Origin of the sequence: Streptomyces sp. NBC_01717 (genome assembly GCF_036248255.1) — a bacterium.
In the GTDB taxonomy this organism is placed as follows: Bacteria; Actinomycetota; Actinomycetes; order Streptomycetales; family Streptomycetaceae; genus Streptomyces.
Window position 1 is genome coordinate 3,858,327 of the sequence record NZ_CP109178.1, and the last position, 20,759, is coordinate 3,879,085.

Consider the following 20,759-nt stretch of genomic DNA (forward strand, 5'->3'; position numbering starts at 1 on the left):
CGCCTCCCGTACCCTCGATCCCATGTCGCTCTACGCCGCGTACGCCGGCAACCTCGACGCGCGGCTGATGACCCGCCGCGCACCGCATTCCCCGCTGCGCGGCACCGGCTGGCTCAACGGCTGGCGGCTGACCTTCGGCGGGGAGCAGATGGGCTGGGAAGGCGCGCTGGCCACAGTCGTGGAGGCGCCGCGTTCGCAGGTCTTCGTGGCGCTGTACGACCTGGCGCCGATGGACGAGGACTCGATGGACCGGTGGGAAGGTGTCGGCCTCGACATCTACCGGCGGATGCGGGTGCGGGTGCACACCCTGGACGGCGAGGAGCCGGCCTGGATGTACGTGCTGAACGCGTACGAGGGCGGGCTGCCGTCCGCCCGGTATCTGGGCGAGTTGGCGGACGCCGCCGAGTCGGCGGGCGCGCCGCACGACTACGTGATGGAGCTGCGCAAGCGCCCCTGCTGAGCCGCACACTTCCCCACGATTTGTGTGAAAGTACGAAGAGGCGTGTGCAGACTCTCTGCATGGGCATCTACGCGCGTAGGGATTCACCGGCTACCCTCATCCGCGTGAACGCATCTGTTATTCCGGACAACATCCAGGGCGACCCGCACGCCGCCGCTGCCGACGCCGCCGCCCGACTGCGCGAGCTGACCGGCGCCGAGACCCACGACGTCGCGCTCGTGATGGGTTCCGGCTGGGCACCTGCGGGCGACGCGCTCGGCGCGCCGGAGGCCGAGTTCCCGGTGACCGAACTGCCCGGCTTCCCGGCGCCGGCCGTCGAGGGCCACGGCGGCACGATCCGCTCGTACCGGATCGGCGACAAGCGCACCCTGGTCTTCCTCGGCCGCACGCACTACTACGAGGGCCGCGGCGTCGCCGCCGTCGCACACGGCGTCCGTACCGCCGTCGCCGCGGGCTGCAAGACCGTCGTCCTGACGAACGGCTGCGGCGGTCTGCGCGAGGGCATGCGCCCCGGGCAGCCGGTCCTGATCAGCGACCACATCAACCTGACCGCGGCCTCGCCGATCGTCGGCGCCAACTTCGTCGACCTGACCGACCTGTACTCGCCGCGGCTGCGCGCGCTGTGCAAGGAGATCGACGAGACGCTCGAAGAGGGCGTGTACGTGCAGTTCCCCGGCCCGCACTACGAGACTCCGGCCGAGATCAACATGGTGCGGGTCATGGGCGGCGACCTGGTGGGCATGTCGACCGTGCTCGAAGCGATCGCTGCGCGGGAGGCGGGGGCCGAGGTGCTGGGCATCTCGCTCGTCACGAATCTGGCTGCCGGGTTGAGCGGGGAGCCGCTGAACCATGAAGAGGTGCTGCAGGCGGGGCGGGACTCGGCGACCCGGATGGGGTCGTTGCTGGCGCGGGTGCTGGACCGCATCTGAGCGGGCGTCGCCCCTGCGGCGGGCGGTTTCCCCTACCCGCCCCTTCTCGAACCGGGGCTCGGCCCCGTGCCCAGCGCCTCGAACGCCGGCGAGGCTGAGAAGTCAGCCCCTCCGGCGATTGAGGAGCGGGGGCCCGGGGGCAGCTCCCCCGTAACCCACCCCATCCCCGAAAGGCGGACACCGTGCAGCAGGACCTCATCGCGCAGGCCAGGACCTGGCTCGCCGAGGACCCCGACCCCGAGACCCGCGACGAGCTCGCCAAGCTCATCGACACCGAGGACCTCGACGAGCTCGCCGCACGGTTCGCCGGCACGCTGCAGTTCGGTACCGCCGGGCTCCGCGGTGAGCTGGGAGCCGGGCCGATGCGGATGAACCGGTCCGTCGTCATCCGCGCCGCGGCCGGGCTCGCCGCCTATCTGAAGGCGCAGGGGCAGACCGGCGGACTGGTCGTCATCGGGTACGACGCCCGCTACAAGTCCGCCGACTTCGCCCGGGACACCGCGGCCGTGATGACGGGCGCGGGCCTGCGGGCGGCGGTCCTCCCCCGCCCGCTGCCCACCCCCGTCCTGGCATACGCCATAAGGCATCTGGGGGCCGTCGCCGGCATCGAGGTGACCGCCAGCCACAACCCGCCGCGCGACAACGGCTACAAGGTCTACCTCGGAGACGGCTCGCAGATCGTGCCCCCGGCGGACGGCGAGATCGCCGACGCGATCGCCGCGGTCGGCCCGCTGGCCGGCGTCGACCGGCCGGAGAGCGGCTGGGAGATCCTCGGCGACGAGGTCCTGGACGCCTATCTGGCCCGTACGGACGCGGTCCTCGCCGCCGGGTCCCCGCGCACCGCCCAGGCGGTGTACACCGCCATGCACGGCGTCGGCACGTCCGTCCTGACCGCCGCCTTCGCCCGCGCCGGGTTCCCCGCGCCCGTGCTCGTCACCGAGCAGGCGGAGCCCGACCCGGCGTTCCCCACCGTCGCCTTCCCCAACCCGGAAGAGCCCGGCGCGATGGACCTCGCCTTCGCCACCGCCCGGCGCGCGAACCCGGACCTCGTCATCGCCAACGACCCGGACGCCGACCGCTGCGCCGTGGCCGTGCCGGACACCACCGCGGACGGCGGCTGGCGGATGCTGCGCGGCGACGAGGTCGGCGCGCTGCTCGCCGCGCATCTGGTCGCCCGTGGCGCCACCGGCGTCTTCGCCGAGTCGATCGTGTCGTCGTCGCTGCTCGGCCGGATCGCCGAGAAGGCGGGCAACGGCTACGAGGAGACGCTGACCGGCTTCAAGTGGATCGCCCGCGTCGACGGCCTGCGGTACGGGTACGAGGAGGCGCTCGGCTACTGCGTCGACCCGGACGGCGTGCGCGACAAGGACGGCATCACGGCCGCTCTGCTCGTCGCCGAGCTGGCCTCCGTGCTCAAGGAGCAGGGCCGTACGCTCCTCGACCTCCTCGACGACATCGCGGTCGAGCACGGGCTGCACGCCACCGACCAGCTGTCGGTCCGGGTGGAGGACCTGTCGGTCATCGCGGACGCCATGCGGCGGCTGCGCGACACCCCGCCGACCGCACTCGCGGGCCTCTCCGTCATCTCGGCCGAGGACCTGTCGGAGGGTACGGCGCAACTGCCGCCCACCGACGGGCTGCGCTACCACCTCGACGGTGCCCGGGTGATCGTCCGCCCGAGCGGCACCGAGCCGAAGCTGAAGTGCTACCTGGAGGTTGTGGTGCCCGTCGGTTCGGCGGGCGAGCTGCCCGCCGCCCGCGCGAAGGGCGCCGAGCTGCTCGCCGGGATCAAGCGGGATCTGTCGGCGGCCGCGGGGATCTGAGCGGGACCGGGCACCGTCATTCACGCATCAGGTATGTGAAGCCGGTGTCCGGTCCACGCAGGACCGGAGCGTCGGATCGCCCCGGTACAGGCCGTGGACGGGGGCGCCGCGGCCGGGGGAGATCGAGGTCGGAGTGCGGCAGCAGCCGCGCAGCCTGCGCCCTCAGCCGGCCGCGAACAGCACGACGAGCGCCACCGCACCCACGACCGCCGGCACGATCACCTCGTACGCCCACCGGACGACGACCGCCCCGGCGCCGTCGGCGCCGCCGTCCCCCGCCCGCTCGGCCATCTCCCGCAGCTCCCGCACCGTCTGGTCGGCCCCGGCGATCCGCGCCTTCGTGTCCCGTACATCCGCGTGCACGGATGTCCGCCGGTACGGATCGTCCTGAGCCTTCTGCGTCTGCTGCCGCGCCGCCTTCTTCCGCTGCCGCAGCGACACCGGCACCGCCCACAGCTGGAACTTCGTGCCGTCCTGCGTGAACAGTTCGCTGGAGTACCCGGCCCGCACATCCGCGACCGCCGTCCACGGCGCCGTGATCGTACGGAACGGGTTACGGATCCGGATGCGCCGGTCGTTCACGAGCACCACCGGCCGCAGCGTGAACGCCACGATCAACGGCACGGCCGTCAGCAGCCCGGCGAGCGCCAGCCACGGCACCCGGCCGGAACCCCGGTACACGGCGTCGCCGCCGATCCACCCGACGAGCAGGAGCAGCAGCACGCCGCCCACCAGCCCGGCGGGCGACCGGAACGTCCGGTCGGCATAGGTCGGCTCGGCTGGGGGCGTGGGGCTCGTCATGGGCCCGATTCTGCCTGATGCGCGGGGGGCACGCCGGAGCGGCCACCCACCCACCGGCCCGGCACCCTCGCAAACCCGGAATGCGGGTCCCCCTGTACAGGCCGCTACGCGCGTAGATATGCTCATCTGGTGACCATGCCCACCACTGCACCCTCCACCACGGCCGAACGCGTGGGAGGTACCCCCCTCTCCGACGTGACCGCGTCCGACAGCGCGCTGCGCCGCTTCCTGCACGGGCTGCCCGGCGTCGACGCCGTCGGCCTCGAAGCGCGCGCCGCGTCCCTCGGCACCCGTTCGATCAAGACGACGGCCAAGGCGTACGCAATCGACCTCGCCATCTCGATGATCGACCTGACGACGCTGGAAGGCGCGGACACCCCGGGCAAGGTCCGGGCTCTCGCCGCCAAGGCCGTCAATCCCGACCCGACCGACCGCACGACCCCGCGCACCGCCGCGGTCTGCGTCTACCCCGACATGGCGGCGACGGCCGCCGCCGCCCTGGCCGGTTCCGGCGTGAAGGTGGCGTCCGTGGCGACGGCCTTCCCGGCCGGGCGCGCCGCGCTCGACATCAAGCTCGCGGATGTCCGCGACGCCGTGGCCGCCGGGGCCGACGAGATCGACATGGTGATCGACCGGGGCGCGTTCCTCTCCGGCCGTTACCTCAAGGTGTACGAGGAGATCCTCGCCGTGAAGGCCGAGTGCGCCCGTGCCGACGGCACCGACGCCCGCCTCAAGGTCATCTTCGAGACCGGCGAGCTGTCCACGTACGACAACATCCGCCGCGCCTCCTGGCTCGGGATGCTCGCGGGCGCGGACTTCATCAAGACGTCGACCGGCAAGGTCGGGACGAACGCCACGCCCGCGAACACGCTGCTGATGCTGGAGGCCGTGCGCGACTTCCGGGCACAGACCGGTGTGCAGATCGGCGTGAAGCCGGCCGGCGGCATCCGCACCTCGAAGGACGCGATCAAGTTCCTCGTCCTGGTCAACGAGACCGTCGGCGAGGACTGGCTGGACAACCACTGGTTCCGCTTCGGCGCCTCCAGCCTGCTGAACGACCTGCTGATGCAGCGTCAGAAGCTCAGCACCGGCCGTTACTCCGGCCCCGATTACGTGACGGTGGACTGATCCCCATGGCATCTGCATTCGAGTACGCACCCGCCCCCGAGTCGCGGTCGGTCGTCGACATCGCTCCCTCGTACGGGCTGTTCATCGACGGCGAGTTCACCGACGCGGCCGACGGCAAGGTCTTCAAGACGGTCTCCCCGTCGTCCGAGGAGGTCCTCTCCGAGGTCGCGCAGGCCGGCGCCGCGGACGTCGACCGGGCCGTGAAGGCGGCCCGCAAGGCGTTCGAGAAGTGGTCGGCGCTGCCCGGCTCCGAGCGCGCCAAGTACCTCTTCCGGATCGCCCGGATCATCCAGGAGCGCAGCCGCGAGCTCGCCGTTCTCGAAACCCTCGACAACGGCAAGCCGATCAAGGAGACCCGCGACGCGGACCTGCCGCTGGTCGCGGCGCACTTCTTCTACTACGCGGGTTGGGCCGACAAGCTCGACCACGCCGGTTACGGCCCGAACCCCCGGCCGCTCGGCGTCGCGGGCCAGGTCATCCCGTGGAACTTCCCGCTGCTGATGCTGGCCTGGAAGATCGCCCCGGCGCTCGCCACCGGCAACACGGTCGTCCTGAAGCCCGCCGAGACGACCCCGCTCTCCGCACTGTTCTTCGCGGACATCTGCCGCCAGGCGGGCCTGCCCAAGGGCGTCGTGAACATCCTCACCGGGTACGGGGACGCGGGCGCGGCCCTCGTCGAGCACCCTGACGTCGACAAGGTCGCCTTCACCGGCTCGACCGCGGTCGGCAAGGCCATCGCCCGCCAGGTCGCGGGCACCGACAAGAAGGTCACCCTGGAGCTGGGCGGCAAGGGCGCGAACATCGTCTTCGACGACGCTCCGATCGACCAGGCCGTCGAGGGCATCGTCACCGGCATCTTCTTCAACCAGGGCCAGGTCTGCTGCGCGGGCTCGCGCCTCCTCGTCCAGGAGTCGATCCAGGACGAGCTGCTGGACTCCCTGAAGCGCCGGCTGTCCACGCTGCGCCTCGGCGACCCGCTGGACAAGAACACCGACATCGGCGCGATCAACTCCCAGGAGCAGCTCTCCCGGATCACGGCGCTGGTCGAGACGGGCGAGGCGGAGGGCGCCGAACGCTGGTCCGCCCCCTGTGACCTCCCGTCGTCCGGCTACTGGTTCGCCCCGACGCTGTTCACGAACGTCACCCAGGCGCACACCATCGCCCGCGACGAGATCTTCGGCCCGGTGCTGTCCGTCCTGTCGTTCCGTACGCCGGACGAGGCGGTCGCCAAGGCCAACAACAGCCAGTACGGCCTGTCGGCCGGCATCTGGACGGAGAAGGGCTCCCGCATCCTCGCGGTGGCGAACAAGCTCCGGGCGGGCGTGGTCTGGGCCAACACGTTCAACAAGTTCGACCCGACCTCGCCGTTCGGCGGCTACAAGGAGTCGGGCTTCGGCCGCGAAGGCGGCCGTCACGGCCTGGAGGCGTACCTCGCCCCGTCGAGCCCGGAGGGCGAGCGTTGATGAATGCAGTTGAGCACACTGACCGACTGAGCGTCTTCAAGACCTACAAGCTGTACGTCGGGGGCAAGTTCCCCCGCTCCGAGAGCGGCCGGGTGTACGAGGTGACGGACTCCAAGGGCAAGTGGCTGGCGAACGCCCCGCAGTCGTCCCGCAAGGACGCGCGTGACGCGGTCGTGGCCGCCCGCAAGGCGTTCGGCGGATGGTCGGGCGCGACGGCGTACAACCGCGGCCAGATCCTCTACCGCATCGCGGAGATGCTGGAGGGCCGCAAGGGCCAGTTCGTACGTGAAGTGGCGGACGCGGAGGGGCTGTCGAAGTCCAAGGCGGCGGCCGTCGTGGACGCGGCCGTCGACCGCTGGGTCTGGTACGCGGGGTGGACCGACAAGATCGGCCAGATCGTGGGCGGGGCGAACCCGGTCGCGGGCCCCTTCTTCAACCTGTCCACGCCCGAGCCGACCGGTGTGGTCGTGGTCGTCGCGCCGCAGGAGTCGTCGTTCCTGGGCCTGGTCTCGGTCGTCGCCCCGGTGATCGCGACCGGCAACGCGGCCGTCGTCATCGCGTCCGCCGACGCCCCGCTGCCGGCGCTGTCCCTGGGCGAGGTGCTGGCCACCTCCGACCTGCCGGGCGGTGTGGTGAACATCCTTTCCGGGAAGACGGCGGAACTCGCGGCCCCGCTCGCGGCCCACCAGGACGTCAACGCGATCGACCTCACCGGCGCCGACGCCGAACTGGCGAAGGAACTGGAGATCGCGGCGGCGGACAACCTGAAGCGAGTTCTCCGACCAGCCGTCTCCCGCCGCCCCGGGAAGGAGGCGCAGGGCGCCGCTCATCCACAGGCTGTGGACGAAGACTGGTCGGCCGACCCGGGCACCCACCGCCTGACGGCCTTCCTGGAGACCAAGACGGTCTGGCACCCCACGGGCGCACTCGGCGTCTCGGGTTCCTCCTACTGACCGACGCGGCTGCGGCCCGCCCCTCCGGAACACTGCGGAGGGGCGGGCCGCAGCCCTGTGCGCCGGGCTCAGCCGTGCAGCAGCCCGGTGACCTGCCCCACCACCGGCAGGTCCTTCAGTGCGCCGCCACGGGTCAGCGGATCGGTGGCGACGCCCGTGGAGAGCGGCTTGAAGTCGGCGACCTGCGTGCCCACCCCGTTCGCCAGCGGGTCCACGCCCGTGTTGGCCAGCGGGTCGAGCTGCAACTGCGTGATGGGCGAGACCGCGTGCCCGAGCGCCCCGGTCGCGCCGCCGGTCGCATCGCCGACCGCACCGAGGCTGCTGTCGGCGCCCGAGGCCGGCGCGACGGGCAGCGGCGCGGCCTGCGCCGCCGCACCCCCCGCACCGAGCGCGGCGCCCACCGCGGTGACGGTCAGACCTGCGCGCAGCAGCGCACGGCGCCGGGACCTGGAAAGTGCATGACGTGCCATGGAGTTCCCACCTGATCGAACCGATCGAGTAATCATCTGGGTACGTAGCGTAGTTGAGGTGTGATGCTGGATACCAACACGGGCCCCGGGGGGTTCCCAGCGCGGGTCGATGCCTCAGACTGGTGTCCCGTGAGTCCCCAACCGATCCCGACCCGCGTCGTGCTGCTCGCGGGCCCCTCCGGCTCCGGCAAGTCCTCCCTGGCCGCCCGCACCGACCTTCCGGTGCTGCGCCTGGACGACTTCTACAAGGAGGGCGACGACCCCACGCTGCCGCTGGTCCCGGGCAGTTCGGACATCGACTGGGACTCCGCACAGTCCTGGGACGCGGACGCGGCGGTCGCCGCCATCACGGAGCTGTGCCGCACGGGACGTACGAACGTCCCGGTGTACGACATCTCCACCAGCTCCCGGGTCGACCGCGAGGCGCTCCACATCGAGCGCACGCCGCTGTTCGTGGCCGAGGGCATCTTCGCGGCGGAGATAGTGGAGCGGTGCCAGGACCTGGGTGTCCTGGCGGACGCGCTGTGCCTGCGCGGCCGCCCGACGACGACGTTCCGCCGCAGGTTGCTGCGGGATCTGCGCGAGGGCCGGAAGTCGGTGCCGTTCCTGCTGCGGCGGGGATGGCGCCTGATGCGGGCGGAACGACGGATCGTGGCGCACCAGACGGCACTCGGCGCGTATCCCTGCGGGAAGCAGGAGGCACTGGGACGACTGGCCGCGGCGGCGGCCGGCCGCTGCCGCCGGGCCCCGGCGGCACGCGGGGTGGCGTAGCCGGGAACACGCCGGGAATTCGGGCGTCCCGCAGCCCGAGTGCCGGCCCGCCTCCGAGCAGTGCGGCCACCGCCCATCCGGCGAGCACCCCCAGCCCGGCCCACGGACCGATGGGCAGCCTGTCGAGATCCGGGCTCCCGCGACTGACCACCACGCCTTCGAGCCGGCCCGGCCCCTTCAGCACTTGAGGACCGGGGTCCGGGGCAGAGCCGCGCAAGGACGCCGCCCCTTGCGCCGGCGCCCCGAACGCACCTCAGGGCCGGACAGGACCCCCGGCCCGTCCGACCCTGCTGTGTTCCCCCGTGAACCACCGCTTCCCCCGAAGCGGCAGCTCCCGTTCCCCCGGTTCCCCCCGCTGCCTTCAGGCCACCAGCTCGCCGAAGGACTCCTCCTCGTCACGGCCGAAGCTCAGCACCTCGTCCTCGCGCAGCCGTCGCAGCGACCGCCAGATGCTCGACTTCACCGTGCCGACACTGATGTCGAGGATCGACGCGATCTCCGGATCCGTGCGCCCCTCGTAGTACCGCAGGACCAGCATCGTGCGCTGGAGTTCCGGCAGCCGCGCCAGCGCCTGCCAGAGCACGGCGCGCAGTTCCGTACCGCGCATCGCGTCCGTGTCGCCCGCCGTCTCCGGCAGCTCCTCGGTCGGGTATTCGTTCAGCTTGCGCCGGCGCCAGGCGCTGATGTGCAGATTGGTCATGGTGCGGCGCAGATACCCGCCGACCGCCGCCTTGTCGCTGATCCGGTCCCATGCCCGGTACGTCGAGAAGAGGGCGCTCTGCAGCAGGTCCTCGGCCTCGAACCGGTCACCGGTCAGGTGGTAGGCGGTTGCGTACAGGGAGGCACGGCGCTCCTGGACGTAGGCCGTGAACGCCGCTTCGGCGTCCGCGGTCTCCGCCAGGGGCTTCCGCTCCCCCGGGCCCTCCCCGTACACCGCTCCCCCGTTGCCCCCCGAAGACGCGTCGACCACCGTCATGTACGACATGTGCTGACGCCCGGCGCCACGAACGCACCCCCGAGCCGCGGCGCCGGACTTCTCGGTGCCCCTGCCGACGTCGTGGAGACGCGTGACAACTGCGCTTGAGGTGGTGCTGTGCAGTGCGTTCATCTCGCGCCCCCGTCGGTGGTGTCCGTCCGTTCCATCTGCCAATGAGCTTGCCCGGGCAGTTTCATGGCGCTGTCCGCCGACTGTCACAGACCTGTCACAGGCCCTCCGACCGGCGTGCCGTCCGAATGAGAGGCCTCCAACGGTCGAACTGAGGCTCTTCCATGGGCCAGAATGACCCCCGTGCCTTTCCTGTTGCTGATCGAGGACGACGACGCCATCCGCACGGCCCTCGAACTCTCGCTGTCACGCCAGGGCCACCGTGTGGCCACCGCGGCTACGGGAGAGGACGGCCTGAAACTGCTGCGTGAGCAGCGGCCGGACCTGGTCGTGCTGGATGTGATGCTGCCCGGCATCGACGGTTTCGAGGTGTGCCGGCGCATCCGGCGCACCGACCAGCTGCCGATCATTCTGCTGACGGCGCGCAGCGACGACATCGACGTCGTCGTCGGACTGGAGTCCGGCGCCGACGACTATGTGGTCAAGCCCGTGCAGGGCCGGGTGCTGGACGCCCGGATCCGTGCGGTGCTGCGCCGCGGCGAACGCGAGTCCACCGACTCGGCGACGTTCGGCAATGTGGTCATCGACCGTTCCGCGATGACGGTGACCAAGAACGGGGAGGACCTGCAGCTCACGCCGACCGAGCTGCGGCTCCTGCTGGAGCTGAGCCGCAGGCCCGGACAGGCCCTGTCGCGGCAGCAGTTGCTGCGGCTGGTGTGGGAGCACGACTACCTCGGTGACTCCCGGCTCGTCGACGCCTGTGTGCAGCGGCTGCGCGCCAAGGTGGAGGACGTACCGTCCTCGCCGACCCTGATCCGTACCGTGCGGGGCGTGGGCTACCGGCTGGACTCGCCGCAGTGACCGCTGCTGCCAAGCGCAGCCTGCTCGCCGGTCTTCGCTGGACCAGTCTGCGGCTGCGCCTCGTCGTCGTGTTCGCGCTGGTTGCGCTGACCGCTGCGGTGTCCGCGTCGGGGATCGCGTACTGGCTCAACCGCGAGGCCGTGCTGACTCGTACGCAGGACGCGGCGCTCGGGGACTTCCGGCAGGAGATGCAGAACCGGGCGGCGTCGCTGCCGTTGCACCCCACCAAGGACGATCTGCAGAACGCCGCCGTGCAGATGGCGAGCAGCAGTCCCGGCTACAGCGTGCTGCTCGTCGACAAGCGCGACGGCGACAAGCCGATCGTGGGCAACTCCAATCTGGACACGTTCACGCTGGACAACGTGCCGCTCTCGTTGCAGCAGCAGGTCAACAGGAAGCAGCCGGCGGAGGCGGGCAACACGTACCCGTACCACCTGTTCTGGCAGCGCACCTCGATCCGCGGTACGCCGTACCTGGTGGCCGGCACGAGGATCATCGGTGGTGGTCCGACCGGCTACATGCTGAAGTCGCTCGACCAGGAACGGCAGGATCTCAACTCCCTCGCGTGGTCACTGGGGATCGCCACCGGACTTGCCCTGGTCGGCTCGGCGCTGCTCGCGCAGGCCGCCGCGACGACGGTGCTGCGGCCGGTGCAACGGCTCGGTGACGCGGCGCGCAAGCTCGGTGAGGGCAAGCTCGACACCCGGCTCGTGGTCTCCGGCACCGATGAACTCGCCGATCTTTCCCGTACGTTCAACAGAGCCGCGAGTTCTCTGGAGAAGAAGGTCGCGGACATGAGCGCGCGGGAGGAGTCCAGCCGCCGGTTCGTCGCCGACATGTCGCACGAACTGCGCACCCCGCTCACCGCGATCACCGCGGTCGCCGAGGTGCTGGAGGACGAGGCCGACAGCCTCGACCCGATGATCGCGCCCGCCGTGCATCTGGTGGTCAGCGAGACCAGGCGGCTGAACGACCTGGTGGAGAACCTGATGGAGGTCACCCGCTTCGACGCGGGTACGGCCCGGCTCGTCCTCGACACGGTCGATGTCGCCGACCAGGTCACCGCCTGCATCGACGCCCGCGCCTGGCTGGACGCGGTGGATCTGGACGCCGAGCGCGGCATGATGGTCCGCCTCGATCCGCGCAGGCTCGATGTGATCCTGGCGAATCTGATCGGCAACGCGCTGAAGCACGGCGGATCGCCGGTACGCGTCGCGGTACGAACCGACGGCGACGAACTCGTCATCGAGGTGCGCGACCACGGCCCGGGCATCCCGGAGGACGTCCTGCCGCACGTCTTCGACCGCTTCTACAAGGCCAGTGCCTCCCGGCCGCGTTCGGAGGGCAGCGGGCTCGGTCTGTCGATCGCCATGGAGAACGCGCACATCCACGGCGGTGACATCACGGCCGCGAACTCGCCGGACGGCGACGGCGCGGTGTTCGTGCTGCGTCTGCCGCGCGATGCCGAAGAGCTCACCCGCACCGCGCGGGACCGAGGAGCCGAGGCCCGGGACGAGGAGGGGGACGCGACGTGAGGCGCAGCAACCGTGGTACGCGTCGGGCGCGCCGCGCGGCCGGAGCGCTGGCCGGCGCCGTCGTCTGCGCCGTGCTGGCCGCCGGGTGCGGGATCAGGACCACTTCGGTGCCGGTCGACGCCGGGGCCGCGCCGTCCCGGGTGCCGTGCTCGATGTCCGCGGAGGACGTCAGCACACAGGCGATGCAGGGGATCCCGGTGCAGATCTATCTGGTCTGTGCCTCGCAGCTGGTCACGGTGGACCGTTCGGTGCAGATCCACGAAGCGAAGTCCGACCGGATCCGGGTCGCGCAGGCGCTCCTCGACGAGCTTCAGGAGGAGCCGGCCGCCGATGAGCGGCAGGCCGGCTTCTCCACCGACGTACCGGCGAACCTGCAGATCAGCGGCGCCCGCGGGGACGATCCGGCGGCCGTGCTACGGCTCAGCGAGCAGCCCGAGGACCTGCCGTCGGAGGCCCTGGCACAGATCGTGTGCACGTACGCGGAGAGCGAGTCGCTGGCCTCGGACGGCACTGTGCTGCTCGGCGGACCGGGGAATTACGCGCCGCGCGCCTACCTGTGCACCTCGGAGACGAAGGCCCGGCCGGAGGCCGTGCCGACGCTCGGTGCGGCGAAGCTGTCCTGAGGGCCGGCCCCCGCGCTGTGTGTGGTCTTCGAGTCATCCTGAGGCGGGGCGGAACCGATCCTGCCGGTAGCCGCGTCTTGGGGGGCGTGCGTCAAGGTTCGGGCGGCCAAGCCGTCATCCGCTTCCGCGCGGTCGGGGTGTTTCTCCTCCTCGCGCATCTGCTGCTTGTCGGGTGGCTGACTCTGCGCCCCCTGGATGTGCCGTGGATGACGGCCGCCAATCTTCGTCCCTTCGCCGGTATAAGGACCGACCTGTCCCTCGGCCCGGCCGAGGCGGCGCACCGGATCGGTGAGGGGTTGCTGCTGCTGGCGCCGCTGGGGGTGCTGCTGCCCATGGCCGGGGGACGGCTTCATGTGTCCCCGTGGGCCTCGCTGGCCCGTACCGTCGCCGCCGGGTCGCTGATCTCGCTGACGATCGAGCTGGCGCAGACCGGGGTGCCGGGTCAGGTCGTCGATGTCGACTCGCTGCTGCTGAACACCGTGGGCGTGGGGCTCGCCCATCTGCTGGTCGTGCCGGTGTGCCGGAAGCGGCTGCGCCGTCGCGGGAAGGACCGGGTACGGCTGGTTCCGCGACCCAGGGACGAGACGCCTCAGGGGTCGACCCCGACGATTTCCAGGGTCGGTATCGCACCGTAGAGCGACGCTTTGCCCCTGTTCGCCGGGCCACCATGGATACATGGGGAGCACGACGGAGCTGCTCCTCGGCAACTGTTCGCGAAGGAGCCCACCATGGCCGCACTTGCCCGCCCCCGTGACGGACGCATGATCGGCGGAGTGTGCGCAGCGCTGGCACGGCGCTTCGGCACATCCGCTGGGACCATGCGCGTGATCTTCCTCGTCTCGTGCCTGCTGCCCGGCCCGCAGTTCCTGCTCTATCTGGCGCTGTGGCTGCTGCTGCCGGCCGAGAAGGCATCGGCGGCCACCACCGCCTGGTAGCCCTGGCACATACGTGAGTGGGGCGGACACCCGGTCAGGGTGTCCGCCCCACTCACGTATGTGCGCGGGTCAGCCGCCGAGCGGAAGACCGTTGGTCGACAGACCGCTGGTGGTCACACCACCGGCGGGCAGCCCGCCGAGCAGGCCCTTGGCCGGGGCGGTGGCGTCGTTGAGGATCTCGGTCTGGCCACTGCCGAGGAGCTTCGTGGCCGCGTCCTGAACCGGCAGGGACTGGGTGGCGGTCCCCAGTGCGGAACCGGCGATCGGCAGGGTGGCGGTCGGCAGAGCGGAGGTCGCGGTGTCGAGGGGAAGCGCGGCGGCGGAGGCCGTACCGGCAGCGGCAGCGGCAGCGGCGAAAGCGGCACCGAGAGCGGCGACACCGAGAGTCCTGGCAGCAGACTGCTTCATGTGAAATTCATCCTTGGGGAAGGGGATGCGAGCGGCTCTGCAACCTAGCCAGCGCGCTACCCGTCCCGCAAACATGGCGGACGCGGCAAACGGCCGGGATCTGATCTTCCCGGCCGTTTGTCACAGAAGCCTGATTCAGCCCGCGGAAGCGGAAGATGCGCTGGTCGCAGCGGTCTGCTCGAACAGCCACTCCGACTTCAGCTCGGCGTATCCGGGCTTGATCACGTCGTTGATCATCGCCAGACGTTCATCGAAAGGAATGAATGCTGATTTCATCGCATTGACTGTGAACCACTGAATGTCGTCGAGCGTGTATCCGAAGGTCTCGGTCAGCCGCTCGAATTCCTGGCTCATGCTCGTACCGCTCATCAGCCGGTTGTCCGTATTCACGGTGGCCCGGAAATGCAGCCTGCGCAACAGCCCGATCGGGTGCTCGGCGTAGGAGGAGGCGGCACCGGTCTGCAGGTTGGATGTCGGGCACATCTCCAGCGGGATGCGCTTGTCCCGTACGTACGAGGCGAGACGGCCGAGCGTCACACTGCCGTCCTCGGCGACCTCGATGTCGTCGATGATGCGGACGCCGTGGCCGAGCCGGTCGGCGCCGCACCACTGGAGCGCCTGCCAGATCGACGGCAGACCGAAGGCCTCGCCCGCGTGGATGGTGAAGTGGTTGTTCTCCCGCTTGAGGAACTCGAAGGCGTCGAGGTGACGGGTGGGCGGGTAGCCCGCCTCGGCACCCGCGATGTCGAAGCCGACGACGCCCAGATCCCGGTAACGGTTGGCGAGTTCGGCGATCTCCAGAGCGCGGGCGGCGTGCCGCATGGCGGTGAGAAGGGCACCCACCCGGATCCGGTTGCCGTCCAGCCTGGCCCGGCGCTCACCCTCACGGAAGCCCTCGTTGACCGCCTCGACGACCTCTTCGAGGGTCAGCCCGGCTTCCAGGTGCTGCTCGGGGGCGTACCGCACCTCCGCGTAGACGACGCCGTCCGCGGCGAGGTCCTCGGCGCACTCCGCGGCCACCCGGACCAGGGCCTCGCGGGTCTGCATGACGGCGCAGGTGTGGGCGAACGTCTCGAGGTAGCGCTCCAGCGAGCCGGAGTCGGCCGCTTCGCGGAACCAGATGCCGAGCTTGTCCGCTTCGGTCTCGGGAAGGGCTTCGTAGCCCGCGTCACGGGCCAGGTCGATGATCGTGCCGGGACGCAGACCGCCGTCGAGGTGGTCGTGGAGCAGCACCTTGGGGGCGCGCCGGATCTGGTCGGGGCCGGGCACATGGAGGGTCGGGCTCATCATCTGGGCACTCTAGCGCCTACGCGCGTAGAGCGCCGCCCGCCGATACGTAACAGTGACCGCGAATACGGGTGGAGTACACCTGTCCTTCTGACACTGTTCTGTCATGGGACAGCGCGCACTCCCCCTGCCTGCTCCAAGGCTGGGACGGGCCGTGAAGACGGCCGGAGCACAACCTGCGGTCAGCGGAGTGGTCCTGCTGCTCCCGGACGGCGAGGCCGACTCGCACCGCCGCCCTTCCTCTCTGTCGTACGCGCTCCAGTTGCCGCTCGCCCGCACCCTGGCCCGGGCCGGCCAGGACGACGGGCTGGCCGCGCATGTCGTGCACTACCGCTGCCGCGGCTGGAACGCCACCGACGCGCAGCTCGCGGCGGACGCCGAGTGGGCGGTGGAGGAGGTCGTACGACGGTACGGCGACGTCCCCGTCTGCCTGGCCGGGCACGGCATGGGCGGCCGCGCGGCGCTGCGCGCGGGCGGCCATCCGGCGGTCAACTCGGTACTGGCGATGGCCCCTTGGCTGCCCGAGGAGCCGTCGGAGGAGCAGGAGCCGGTGAAACATCTGCTGGGCCGCCAGGTATTGCTCGTCCACGGCACGAACGACGCACGCTCCGACCCGGAGTTGTCGTTCCGCCTGGCCCAGCGCGCCAAGAAGGCCAACCGGAACACCTGCCGCTTCGAGGTCCACTCGGACGGCCACGCCCTGCGCCAGCATCGGGCCGAAGTGGTGGCGCTGGCGGTGGACTTCGTGCGGGGATCGCTGTTCGGGCGCACCTACGCCCGCCCGGTCGCCGACGCGCTGGCGGCGCCCCCACCGCTGGGGCTGCGGATGCCGCTGGCCGCCGGGTTCGGGCGGTCGTTGAAGTCCTAGGGCGCGCGGGACGCCCTGGCCGCCCGAAATGCGCTGCATGACTGCGCACGCACTAGCGTCCGTCAGTCGGGCAGCAGATGTCCCCGGCGCGACAGCAGGAACTGCTTGAACGCCGCAACCGGGGGTGTGTCCGGGTGGCCGTCCAGCCAGGCCACGCCGATCTCGCGGGCCGCACGCGGGGCCGTGACCGTCAGTTCGACGACGCCCGGACGGGCCACCGCGGGCGGCGGCAGCAGGGCCACGCCGAGGCCGGCGGCCACCAGGCCGCGCAGCGTCTCCGCCTCCTCGCCCTCGAACGCCACGCGGGGCGTGAAGCCCGCCTCCGCGCACAGGTCGTCGGTGATCCGCCGCAGGCCGTACCCCGGCTCCAGGGTCACGAAAGCCTCGTCGGCGGCCTCGGCCAGGCGGATGCGCCTGCGGGAGGCGAGACGGTGGTCATCGGGGACGACCAGGCGCAGCCGCTGCTCGTCGAGACGGCGGGCCACCAGGTCGGGGGCGTCCGGGACGGGTGAGGTGAGGCAGAGGTCCAGGCCGCCGGCCCGGAGCCGCTCGATCATCGCCTCGCCGTAGTTCTGCACGAGTTGGAAACGCACGCGGGGGTGGTCGGCGCGGAAGGCCCGGATCAGCGCGGGAACGGTCTCCGAGCCCATCGTGTGCAGGAAGCCGAAGGCCACCTTGCCCGCCGTCGGGTCGGCGTCGGCCCGTACCGAGTCCGCTGCCCGCTCCACCTCGGCGAGGGCCCGCTCGGCGGATCCCAGGAAGGTGCGGCCCGCCGGGGTGAGGGAGACGGTACGGCCCTTCCGGGCGAACAGGGCGACGCCCAGGTCCTGTTCCAGCCTGACCATCGCCCGCGACAGCGTGGACTGCGGGACGCCGAGCTCGTGCGCGGCGCGGGTGACGTGCTCGTGGCGGGCCACCGCCTCGAAGTACGCGAGCCGCGGCGCGAGGACCGCGCGAATGTCTTCTTCGTAACTACTCGGTGACAGCCGAGGCCGTGAGCTGTGTTCATGCACCATGGGATTGATTATTGCAAGTTCGTGCATTGGACGCATGAATCAGAGCGATCTACTTTCGAGGTATGCCTCCTGCCAGTACCAAGGCGTCCACCCTCACGCTGGACGCCTCAGCCCCGTCAGCACCCGTCGCCCCCGCTGCCGCCACCGTTCCGGACCGGCTGGAGCCCGGCGGCCCGGGCTACCGCCGGATGAGCTTCGCGCTCTTCGCCGCCGGTGTCGCGACGTTCGCACTCCTCTACTCCACCCAGGCGCTGCTGCCCGCCGTCTCCGCCGGTTTCGGCGCCTCGGCCGGCCAGGCCAGCTGGACGGTCTCCGCGGCGACGGGTGCGCTGGCGCTGTGTGTGCTGCCGATGAGTGCGCTCTCCGAGCGGTTCGGACGACGGCAGTTGATGACCGCGTCGCTGACGGTCGCCGTACTGGTGGGCCTGCTCGTGCCGTTCGCCCCCTCGCTCGGCTGGCTGATCGCCCTGCGCGCCGTCCAGGGCGCGGCCCTGGCCGGGCTGCCCGCCTCCGCGATGGCGTATCTGGCCGAGGAGGTACGGCCCAAGGCACTGGTGGCCGCGATCGGGCTGTTCGTGGCGGGCAACAGCATCGGCGGCATGAGCGGCCGCATCCTCACCGGCTGGATCGCCCAGCTGTGGGGCTGGCGGGCGGCGCTGGGCGCGGTCGGGCTGCTGGCCGTGGCCTGCGCGGTCGTCTTCCACTTCATGATCCCGAAGGCCCGTAACTTCACGCCCGGCACGCTGAACCCGAAGGCCCTGGCGAAGACGGTGGGCGGACACCTCGCCGATCCGCTGCTGCGCAGGCTGTACGCGATCGGCGCCCTGTTCATGACGGTGTTCGGCGCGGTCTACACGGTGATCGGCTACCGGCTGATCGGCGAACCGTTCAATCTCCCGCAGGGCGTCATCGGCTCGATCTTCCTGGTCTACCTCGTCGGTACGGTGTCGTCGGCCGCGGCCGGCCGGCTCGTCGCCCGACTCGGCCGCCGGGGCGCGCTCTACCTGGCCGTCTCCACCACGGCGGCCGGTCTGCTGCTCTCGCTCGCCGACCAGGTGGCCGCCGTACTGCTCGGCCTGGTCCTGATCACGGCGGGCTTCTTCGCCGGGCACGCGGTCGCCTCGTCGTCCGTGAGCCGGACCGCGACGAAGGGCCGGGCGCAGGCGTCGGCGCTCTACCAGTCCGCGTACTACCTGGGCTCCAGCGCGGGCGGCACGCTCGGCGCGATCGCCTTCCACGCCGGTGGCTGGGCGGGAACGGTGTCGATGGGACTGCTCGCGGTCCTCGGCGTCGTCTCGATCACGCTGTACGGGTCGCGGGTCGCCCGGGCCGAGCGGCGCCGGCTCGTACCGGTGGCGTCCGTACAGAACTGAGACATAGGGCGCACAACCATCCACTCCCCGACGCGCGTCTAGCAGGCGGAACCACCGCACAGCGCGCGAAGGGGAGTTGGCGTACATGGGAGTCGTAGGGAACATACGGGGAGTCCGGATGCGGCGCGCGGTCGCGCTGTCCGTCGCCGGGCTGATGGCCGCGCCGGCGCTCGTGCTCGGATCGGGCGCCTCCGCGCAGGCCGCATCCTGCACCACGTCCACCGGGCCGTACCAGAAGCAGGTCGAGAAGTACCTGCACCGGACGGTCGACGGCAAGCAGTCGACGGCCGACTGCAAGGCGATCCAGTCGTTCCAGCGCACCTACGGGGTCACCCCGGACATCGGGTACGCGGGGCCGATCACCTGGCAGACGATGAAGACGCTCACGGCCCAGAAGGCGGCCGGCAAGAACCCCAACAAGGACAAGAAGTGCCCCACCAACAAGGGGCGCATCGCGTGCGTGGACCTGACCCGGCAGCTGAGCTGGATCCAGGACGGCGCCAAGCTGAAGTACGGTCCGGTGCCGATCCGCAGCGGGCGGAACGGATACGAGACCCGCACCGGGGCGAAGAAGGTCTACCTGCGGCACATCAAGCACTGGTCGTCGCTGTACCACGTGTGGATGCCGTACTCGCAGTTCTTCGACGGCGGGCAGGCCTTCCACTCGGTCGGTCTGAAGATGTGGAACCCGCCCGGGTCGCACGGCTGCGTCAACATGCGGGACGCGGACGCCAAGGCATATTGGAATCTGCTGAAGAACGGCGACGACGTGTACGTGTACGGGCGCAAGCCCGGAACGTGACCGGAACGCAAGCGGCTTCGGCACTTCCCACCCCCGTTGTCAGTGGCCTCCTGTAGCTTCCGAAGTGCCGGGTGAGCGGTGACACAACGCAACAGGGGTGGAGCGATGAGTGATCTGACGGCAGCGACGGACATCGACAGCCGTCTGGAAGGACACCGGGCCGAGCTGACCGGTTACTGCTACCGGATGCTCGGCTCGGCCTTCGAGGCGGAGGACGCCGTACAGGACACGATGGTGCGCGCCTGGCGCAACTTCGAGAAGTTCGAGGGCCGTTCGTCGCTGCGCTCCTGGCTGTACCGGATCGCCACCAACGTCTGCCTCGACATGCTGAACGCGGGGAAGAAGCGGGCCCGCCCGGTCGATCTGACGGGCCCGACACCGCTCGCCCAGGCCGCGCTCAACCCGCTGCCGGAGAACACCTGGCTGGAGCCGATGCCGGACGGGCGGATCCTGCCGTCGGTGGCCGACCCGGCGGAGGCCGCGGTGGCACGGGAGTCGGTGCGCCTCGCGTTCGTCGCCGCGCTGCAGCATCTGCCGCCCAAGCAGCGGGCCGTGCTGATCCTGCGCGAGGTGCTGGCCTGGAAGGCGAGCGAGGTCGCCGAGCTGCTCGACACCTCGGTCGCCTCGGTCAACAGCGCCCTGCAGCGGGCCAGGGCGACCCTCGGCGAGAACGAGGGACGGACCGCCGACACCGCGGACCCGCTCGACGAGGAGCAACGCAAGCTCCTCGAGCGGTACGTGGCGGCGTTCGAGGGCTACGACATGGCGGCGCTGACCGCGCTGCTCCATGAGGACGCCGTGATGACGATGCCGCCGTTCGACCTCTGGCTCCAGGGGCAGGACGACATCACCGGCTTCATGGTCTCCATCGGCGCGAGCTGCGAGGGCTCCCGCCTGGTGGCGACCGCGGCGAACGGCACCCCGGCGTTCGCCCACTACAAGCCGAACCCGGACGGCCCGGGCTTCGTGCCGTGGGCGGTGCAGGTCATCGACATCTCGGACGGTGCGATCACCGGACTGCACTGCTTCCTGGACACACCCCGCTGGTTCCCGCTCTTCGGTCTGCCGGACCACCTCGATACCGACGCGGCGTGAGGCGGGGCATACGGCGGCGGAACGCGCCGGGGGCGGACCGAGCGGTGCGGGGC

The 20,759-nt window shown here is 70.9% G+C and carries 22 protein-coding genes; 16 read left to right on the plus strand and 6 right to left on the minus strand.

Going from position 1 to position 20,759, the window contains the following annotated elements:
* Positions 1-22 precede the first annotated feature (22 nt).
* From OHB49_RS17285 to OHB49_RS17295, 3 genes are all read left to right on the plus strand, one after another.
* Positions 23-460: a gamma-glutamylcyclotransferase gene (locus OHB49_RS17285; RefSeq protein WP_030914674.1), complete on the plus strand. Its 438-nt coding sequence runs from the start codon at positions 23-25 to the stop codon at positions 458-460.
* A gap of 104 nt (positions 461-564) precedes the next feature.
* Positions 565-1,389 (plus strand): purine-nucleoside phosphorylase, encoded by an 825-nt coding sequence (locus tag OHB49_RS17290; protein WP_329161323.1) that lies wholly within the window; start codon positions 565-567, stop codon positions 1,387-1,389.
* A 182-nt stretch (positions 1,390-1,571) separates the two neighbouring features.
* Positions 1,572-3,212: a phospho-sugar mutase gene (locus tag OHB49_RS17295; protein WP_329161325.1), complete on the plus strand. Its 1,641-nt coding sequence runs from the start codon at positions 1,572-1,574 to the stop codon at positions 3,210-3,212.
* A gap of 162 nt (positions 3,213-3,374) precedes the next feature.
* Here the strand turns inward: OHB49_RS17295 and OHB49_RS17300 are convergent, their stop codons facing one another.
* Complete coding sequence (locus OHB49_RS17300) at positions 3,375-4,013, minus strand: PH domain-containing protein (RefSeq protein ID WP_030969154.1); 639 nt, start codon at positions 4,011-4,013, stop codon at positions 3,375-3,377.
* 135 nt (positions 4,014-4,148) lie between these two features.
* On the opposite strand from OHB49_RS17300, the gene deoC reads away from it, so the two are divergent.
* The 3 genes from deoC to OHB49_RS17315 are packed head-to-tail and all read left to right on the plus strand — an operon-like array spanning position 4,149 to position 7,557.
* Complete coding sequence (gene deoC / locus OHB49_RS17305) at positions 4,149-5,141, plus strand: deoxyribose-phosphate aldolase (RefSeq protein WP_030969152.1); 993 nt, start codon at positions 4,149-4,151, stop codon at positions 5,139-5,141.
* A 5-nt stretch (positions 5,142-5,146) separates the two neighbouring features.
* Positions 5,147-6,604, plus strand: a complete 1,458-nt coding sequence (locus OHB49_RS17310; RefSeq protein ID WP_030969149.1) for an aldehyde dehydrogenase family protein — start codon at positions 5,147-5,149, stop codon at positions 6,602-6,604.
* Positions 6,604-7,557, plus strand: coding sequence for an aldehyde dehydrogenase family protein (locus tag OHB49_RS17315; RefSeq protein ID WP_329161328.1), 954 nt, complete (start codon positions 6,604-6,606; stop codon positions 7,555-7,557). The genes OHB49_RS17310 and OHB49_RS17315 overlap by 1 nt, the downstream gene beginning before the upstream one ends.
* 68 nt (positions 7,558-7,625) lie before the next feature.
* Here the strand turns inward: OHB49_RS17315 and OHB49_RS17320 are convergent, their stop codons facing one another.
* Positions 7,626-8,027 (minus strand): hypothetical protein, encoded by a 402-nt coding sequence (locus tag OHB49_RS17320; protein WP_329161330.1) that lies wholly within the window; start codon positions 8,025-8,027, stop codon positions 7,626-7,628.
* A gap of 129 nt (positions 8,028-8,156) precedes the next feature.
* Between OHB49_RS17320 and OHB49_RS17325 the strand changes: the two genes are divergently transcribed.
* Positions 8,157-8,798, plus strand: coding sequence for a uridine kinase family protein (locus OHB49_RS17325; RefSeq protein ID WP_329161331.1), 642 nt, complete (start codon positions 8,157-8,159; stop codon positions 8,796-8,798).
* A gap of 361 nt (positions 8,799-9,159) precedes the next feature.
* Here the strand turns inward: OHB49_RS17325 and OHB49_RS17330 are convergent, their stop codons facing one another.
* Entirely contained in the window at positions 9,160-9,906 is a 747-nt protein-coding gene (locus OHB49_RS17330; protein WP_329161332.1) for a SigE family RNA polymerase sigma factor, read from the minus strand.
* A gap of 180 nt (positions 9,907-10,086) precedes the next feature.
* Between OHB49_RS17330 and afsQ1 the strand changes: the two genes are divergently transcribed.
* The 5 genes from afsQ1 to OHB49_RS17355 all read left to right on the plus strand — a co-directional run bounded on the left by afsQ1 (position 10,087) and on the right by OHB49_RS17355 (position 13,857).
* Positions 10,087-10,764: a two-component system response regulator AfsQ1 gene (gene afsQ1, locus OHB49_RS17335; RefSeq protein ID WP_176902165.1), complete on the plus strand. Its 678-nt coding sequence runs from the start codon at positions 10,087-10,089 to the stop codon at positions 10,762-10,764.
* A complete protein-coding gene (locus OHB49_RS17340) occupies positions 10,761-12,299 on the plus strand; it encodes a HAMP domain-containing sensor histidine kinase (RefSeq protein WP_329161333.1) in 1,539 nt (512 codons plus the stop codon). The genes afsQ1 and OHB49_RS17340 overlap by 4 nt, the downstream gene beginning before the upstream one ends.
* On the plus strand, positions 12,296-12,922 hold the full coding sequence (locus OHB49_RS17345; RefSeq protein ID WP_030969136.1) for a GerMN domain-containing protein: 627 nt from the start codon (positions 12,296-12,298) through the stop codon (positions 12,920-12,922). The genes OHB49_RS17340 and OHB49_RS17345 overlap by 4 nt, the downstream gene beginning before the upstream one ends.
* Positions 12,923-13,008: 86 nt before the next feature.
* Positions 13,009-13,557: a VanZ family protein gene (locus OHB49_RS17350; RefSeq protein ID WP_030969134.1), complete on the plus strand. Its 549-nt coding sequence runs from the start codon at positions 13,009-13,011 to the stop codon at positions 13,555-13,557.
* A gap of 93 nt (positions 13,558-13,650) precedes the next feature.
* On the plus strand, positions 13,651-13,857 hold the full coding sequence (locus tag OHB49_RS17355; protein WP_030914632.1) for a PspC domain-containing protein: 207 nt from the start codon (positions 13,651-13,653) through the stop codon (positions 13,855-13,857).
* A gap of 69 nt (positions 13,858-13,926) precedes the next feature.
* On the opposite strand, the gene OHB49_RS17360 is transcribed toward OHB49_RS17355, so the two are convergent.
* Both OHB49_RS17360 and OHB49_RS17365 read right to left on the minus strand, forming a co-directional pair.
* Positions 13,927-14,265 carry a hypothetical protein gene (locus OHB49_RS17360; protein WP_329161335.1) on the minus strand — a complete coding sequence of 113 codons (339 nt, stop codon included), beginning with the start codon at positions 14,263-14,265 and terminating at the stop codon, positions 13,927-13,929.
* A 135-nt stretch (positions 14,266-14,400) separates the two neighbouring features.
* Complete coding sequence (locus OHB49_RS17365; RefSeq protein ID WP_030969129.1) at positions 14,401-15,555, minus strand: adenosine deaminase; 1,155 nt, start codon at positions 15,553-15,555, stop codon at positions 14,401-14,403.
* A gap of 103 nt (positions 15,556-15,658) precedes the next feature.
* Between OHB49_RS17365 and OHB49_RS17370 the strand changes: the two genes are divergently transcribed.
* Positions 15,659-16,420, plus strand: coding sequence for an alpha/beta hydrolase (locus tag OHB49_RS17370; protein WP_329161336.1), 762 nt, complete (start codon positions 15,659-15,661; stop codon positions 16,418-16,420).
* 62 nt (positions 16,421-16,482) lie between these two features.
* On the opposite strand, the gene OHB49_RS17375 is transcribed toward OHB49_RS17370, so the two are convergent.
* On the minus strand, positions 16,483-17,436 hold the full coding sequence (locus OHB49_RS17375) for a LysR family transcriptional regulator (protein WP_030969126.1): 954 nt from the start codon (positions 17,434-17,436) through the stop codon (positions 16,483-16,485).
* A 62-nt stretch (positions 17,437-17,498) separates the two neighbouring features.
* Between OHB49_RS17375 and OHB49_RS17380 the strand changes: the two genes are divergently transcribed.
* From OHB49_RS17380 to OHB49_RS17390, 3 genes are all read left to right on the plus strand, one after another.
* Positions 17,499-18,809 carry an MFS transporter gene (locus OHB49_RS17380; RefSeq protein ID WP_329161338.1) on the plus strand — a complete coding sequence of 437 codons (1,311 nt, stop codon included), beginning with the start codon at positions 17,499-17,501 and terminating at the stop codon, positions 18,807-18,809.
* Positions 18,810-18,927: 118 nt separating this feature from the next.
* Positions 18,928-19,611, plus strand: a complete 684-nt coding sequence (locus OHB49_RS17385) for a L,D-transpeptidase family protein (RefSeq protein WP_329161340.1) — start codon at positions 18,928-18,930, stop codon at positions 19,609-19,611.
* A 105-nt stretch (positions 19,612-19,716) separates the two neighbouring features.
* Positions 19,717-20,706, plus strand: a complete 990-nt coding sequence (locus OHB49_RS17390) for a sigma-70 family RNA polymerase sigma factor (protein ID WP_329161342.1) — start codon at positions 19,717-19,719, stop codon at positions 20,704-20,706.
* The last annotated feature ends 53 nt before the right edge of the window (positions 20,707-20,759 follow it).

What these genes read in the sequence shown, in the direction of transcription:
- OHB49_RS17380 (WP_329161338.1), top strand. Translation starts at nt 17,499, where the DNA reads ATGCCTCCTGCCAGTACCAAGGCGTCCACCCTCACGCTGGACGCCTCA.
- OHB49_RS17370 (WP_329161336.1), top strand. Translation starts at nt 15,659, where the DNA reads ATGGGACAGCGCGCACTCCCCCTGCCTGCTCCAAGGCTGGGACGGGCC.
- OHB49_RS17300 (WP_030969154.1), bottom strand. Translation starts at nt 4,013, where the DNA reads ATGACGAGCCCCACGCCCCCAGCCGAGCCGACCTATGCCGACCGGACG.
- OHB49_RS17330 (WP_329161332.1), bottom strand. Translation starts at nt 9,906, where the DNA reads ATGAACGCACTGCACAGCACCACCTCAAGCGCAGTTGTCACGCGTCTC.
- OHB49_RS17355 (WP_030914632.1), top strand. Translation starts at nt 13,651, where the DNA reads ATGGCCGCACTTGCCCGCCCCCGTGACGGACGCATGATCGGCGGAGTG.
- deoC (WP_030969152.1), top strand. Translation starts at nt 4,149, where the DNA reads ATGCCCACCACTGCACCCTCCACCACGGCCGAACGCGTGGGAGGTACC.
- OHB49_RS17285 (WP_030914674.1), top strand. Translation starts at nt 23, where the DNA reads ATGTCGCTCTACGCCGCGTACGCCGGCAACCTCGACGCGCGGCTGATG.
- OHB49_RS17365 (WP_030969129.1), bottom strand. Translation starts at nt 15,555, where the DNA reads ATGATGAGCCCGACCCTCCATGTGCCCGGCCCCGACCAGATCCGGCGC.
- OHB49_RS17360 (WP_329161335.1), bottom strand. Translation starts at nt 14,265, where the DNA reads ATGAAGCAGTCTGCTGCCAGGACTCTCGGTGTCGCCGCTCTCGGTGCC.
- OHB49_RS17315 (WP_329161328.1), top strand. Translation starts at nt 6,604, where the DNA reads ATGAATGCAGTTGAGCACACTGACCGACTGAGCGTCTTCAAGACCTAC.
- OHB49_RS17320 (WP_329161330.1), bottom strand. Translation starts at nt 8,027, where the DNA reads ATGGCACGTCATGCACTTTCCAGGTCCCGGCGCCGTGCGCTGCTGCGC.
- OHB49_RS17375 (WP_030969126.1), bottom strand. Translation starts at nt 17,436, where the DNA reads ATGGTGCATGAACACAGCTCACGGCCTCGGCTGTCACCGAGTAGTTAC.
- OHB49_RS17310 (WP_030969149.1), top strand. Translation starts at nt 5,147, where the DNA reads ATGGCATCTGCATTCGAGTACGCACCCGCCCCCGAGTCGCGGTCGGTC.
- OHB49_RS17385 (WP_329161340.1), top strand. Translation starts at nt 18,928, where the DNA reads ATGCGGCGCGCGGTCGCGCTGTCCGTCGCCGGGCTGATGGCCGCGCCG.
- OHB49_RS17390 (WP_329161342.1), top strand. Translation starts at nt 19,717, where the DNA reads ATGAGTGATCTGACGGCAGCGACGGACATCGACAGCCGTCTGGAAGGA.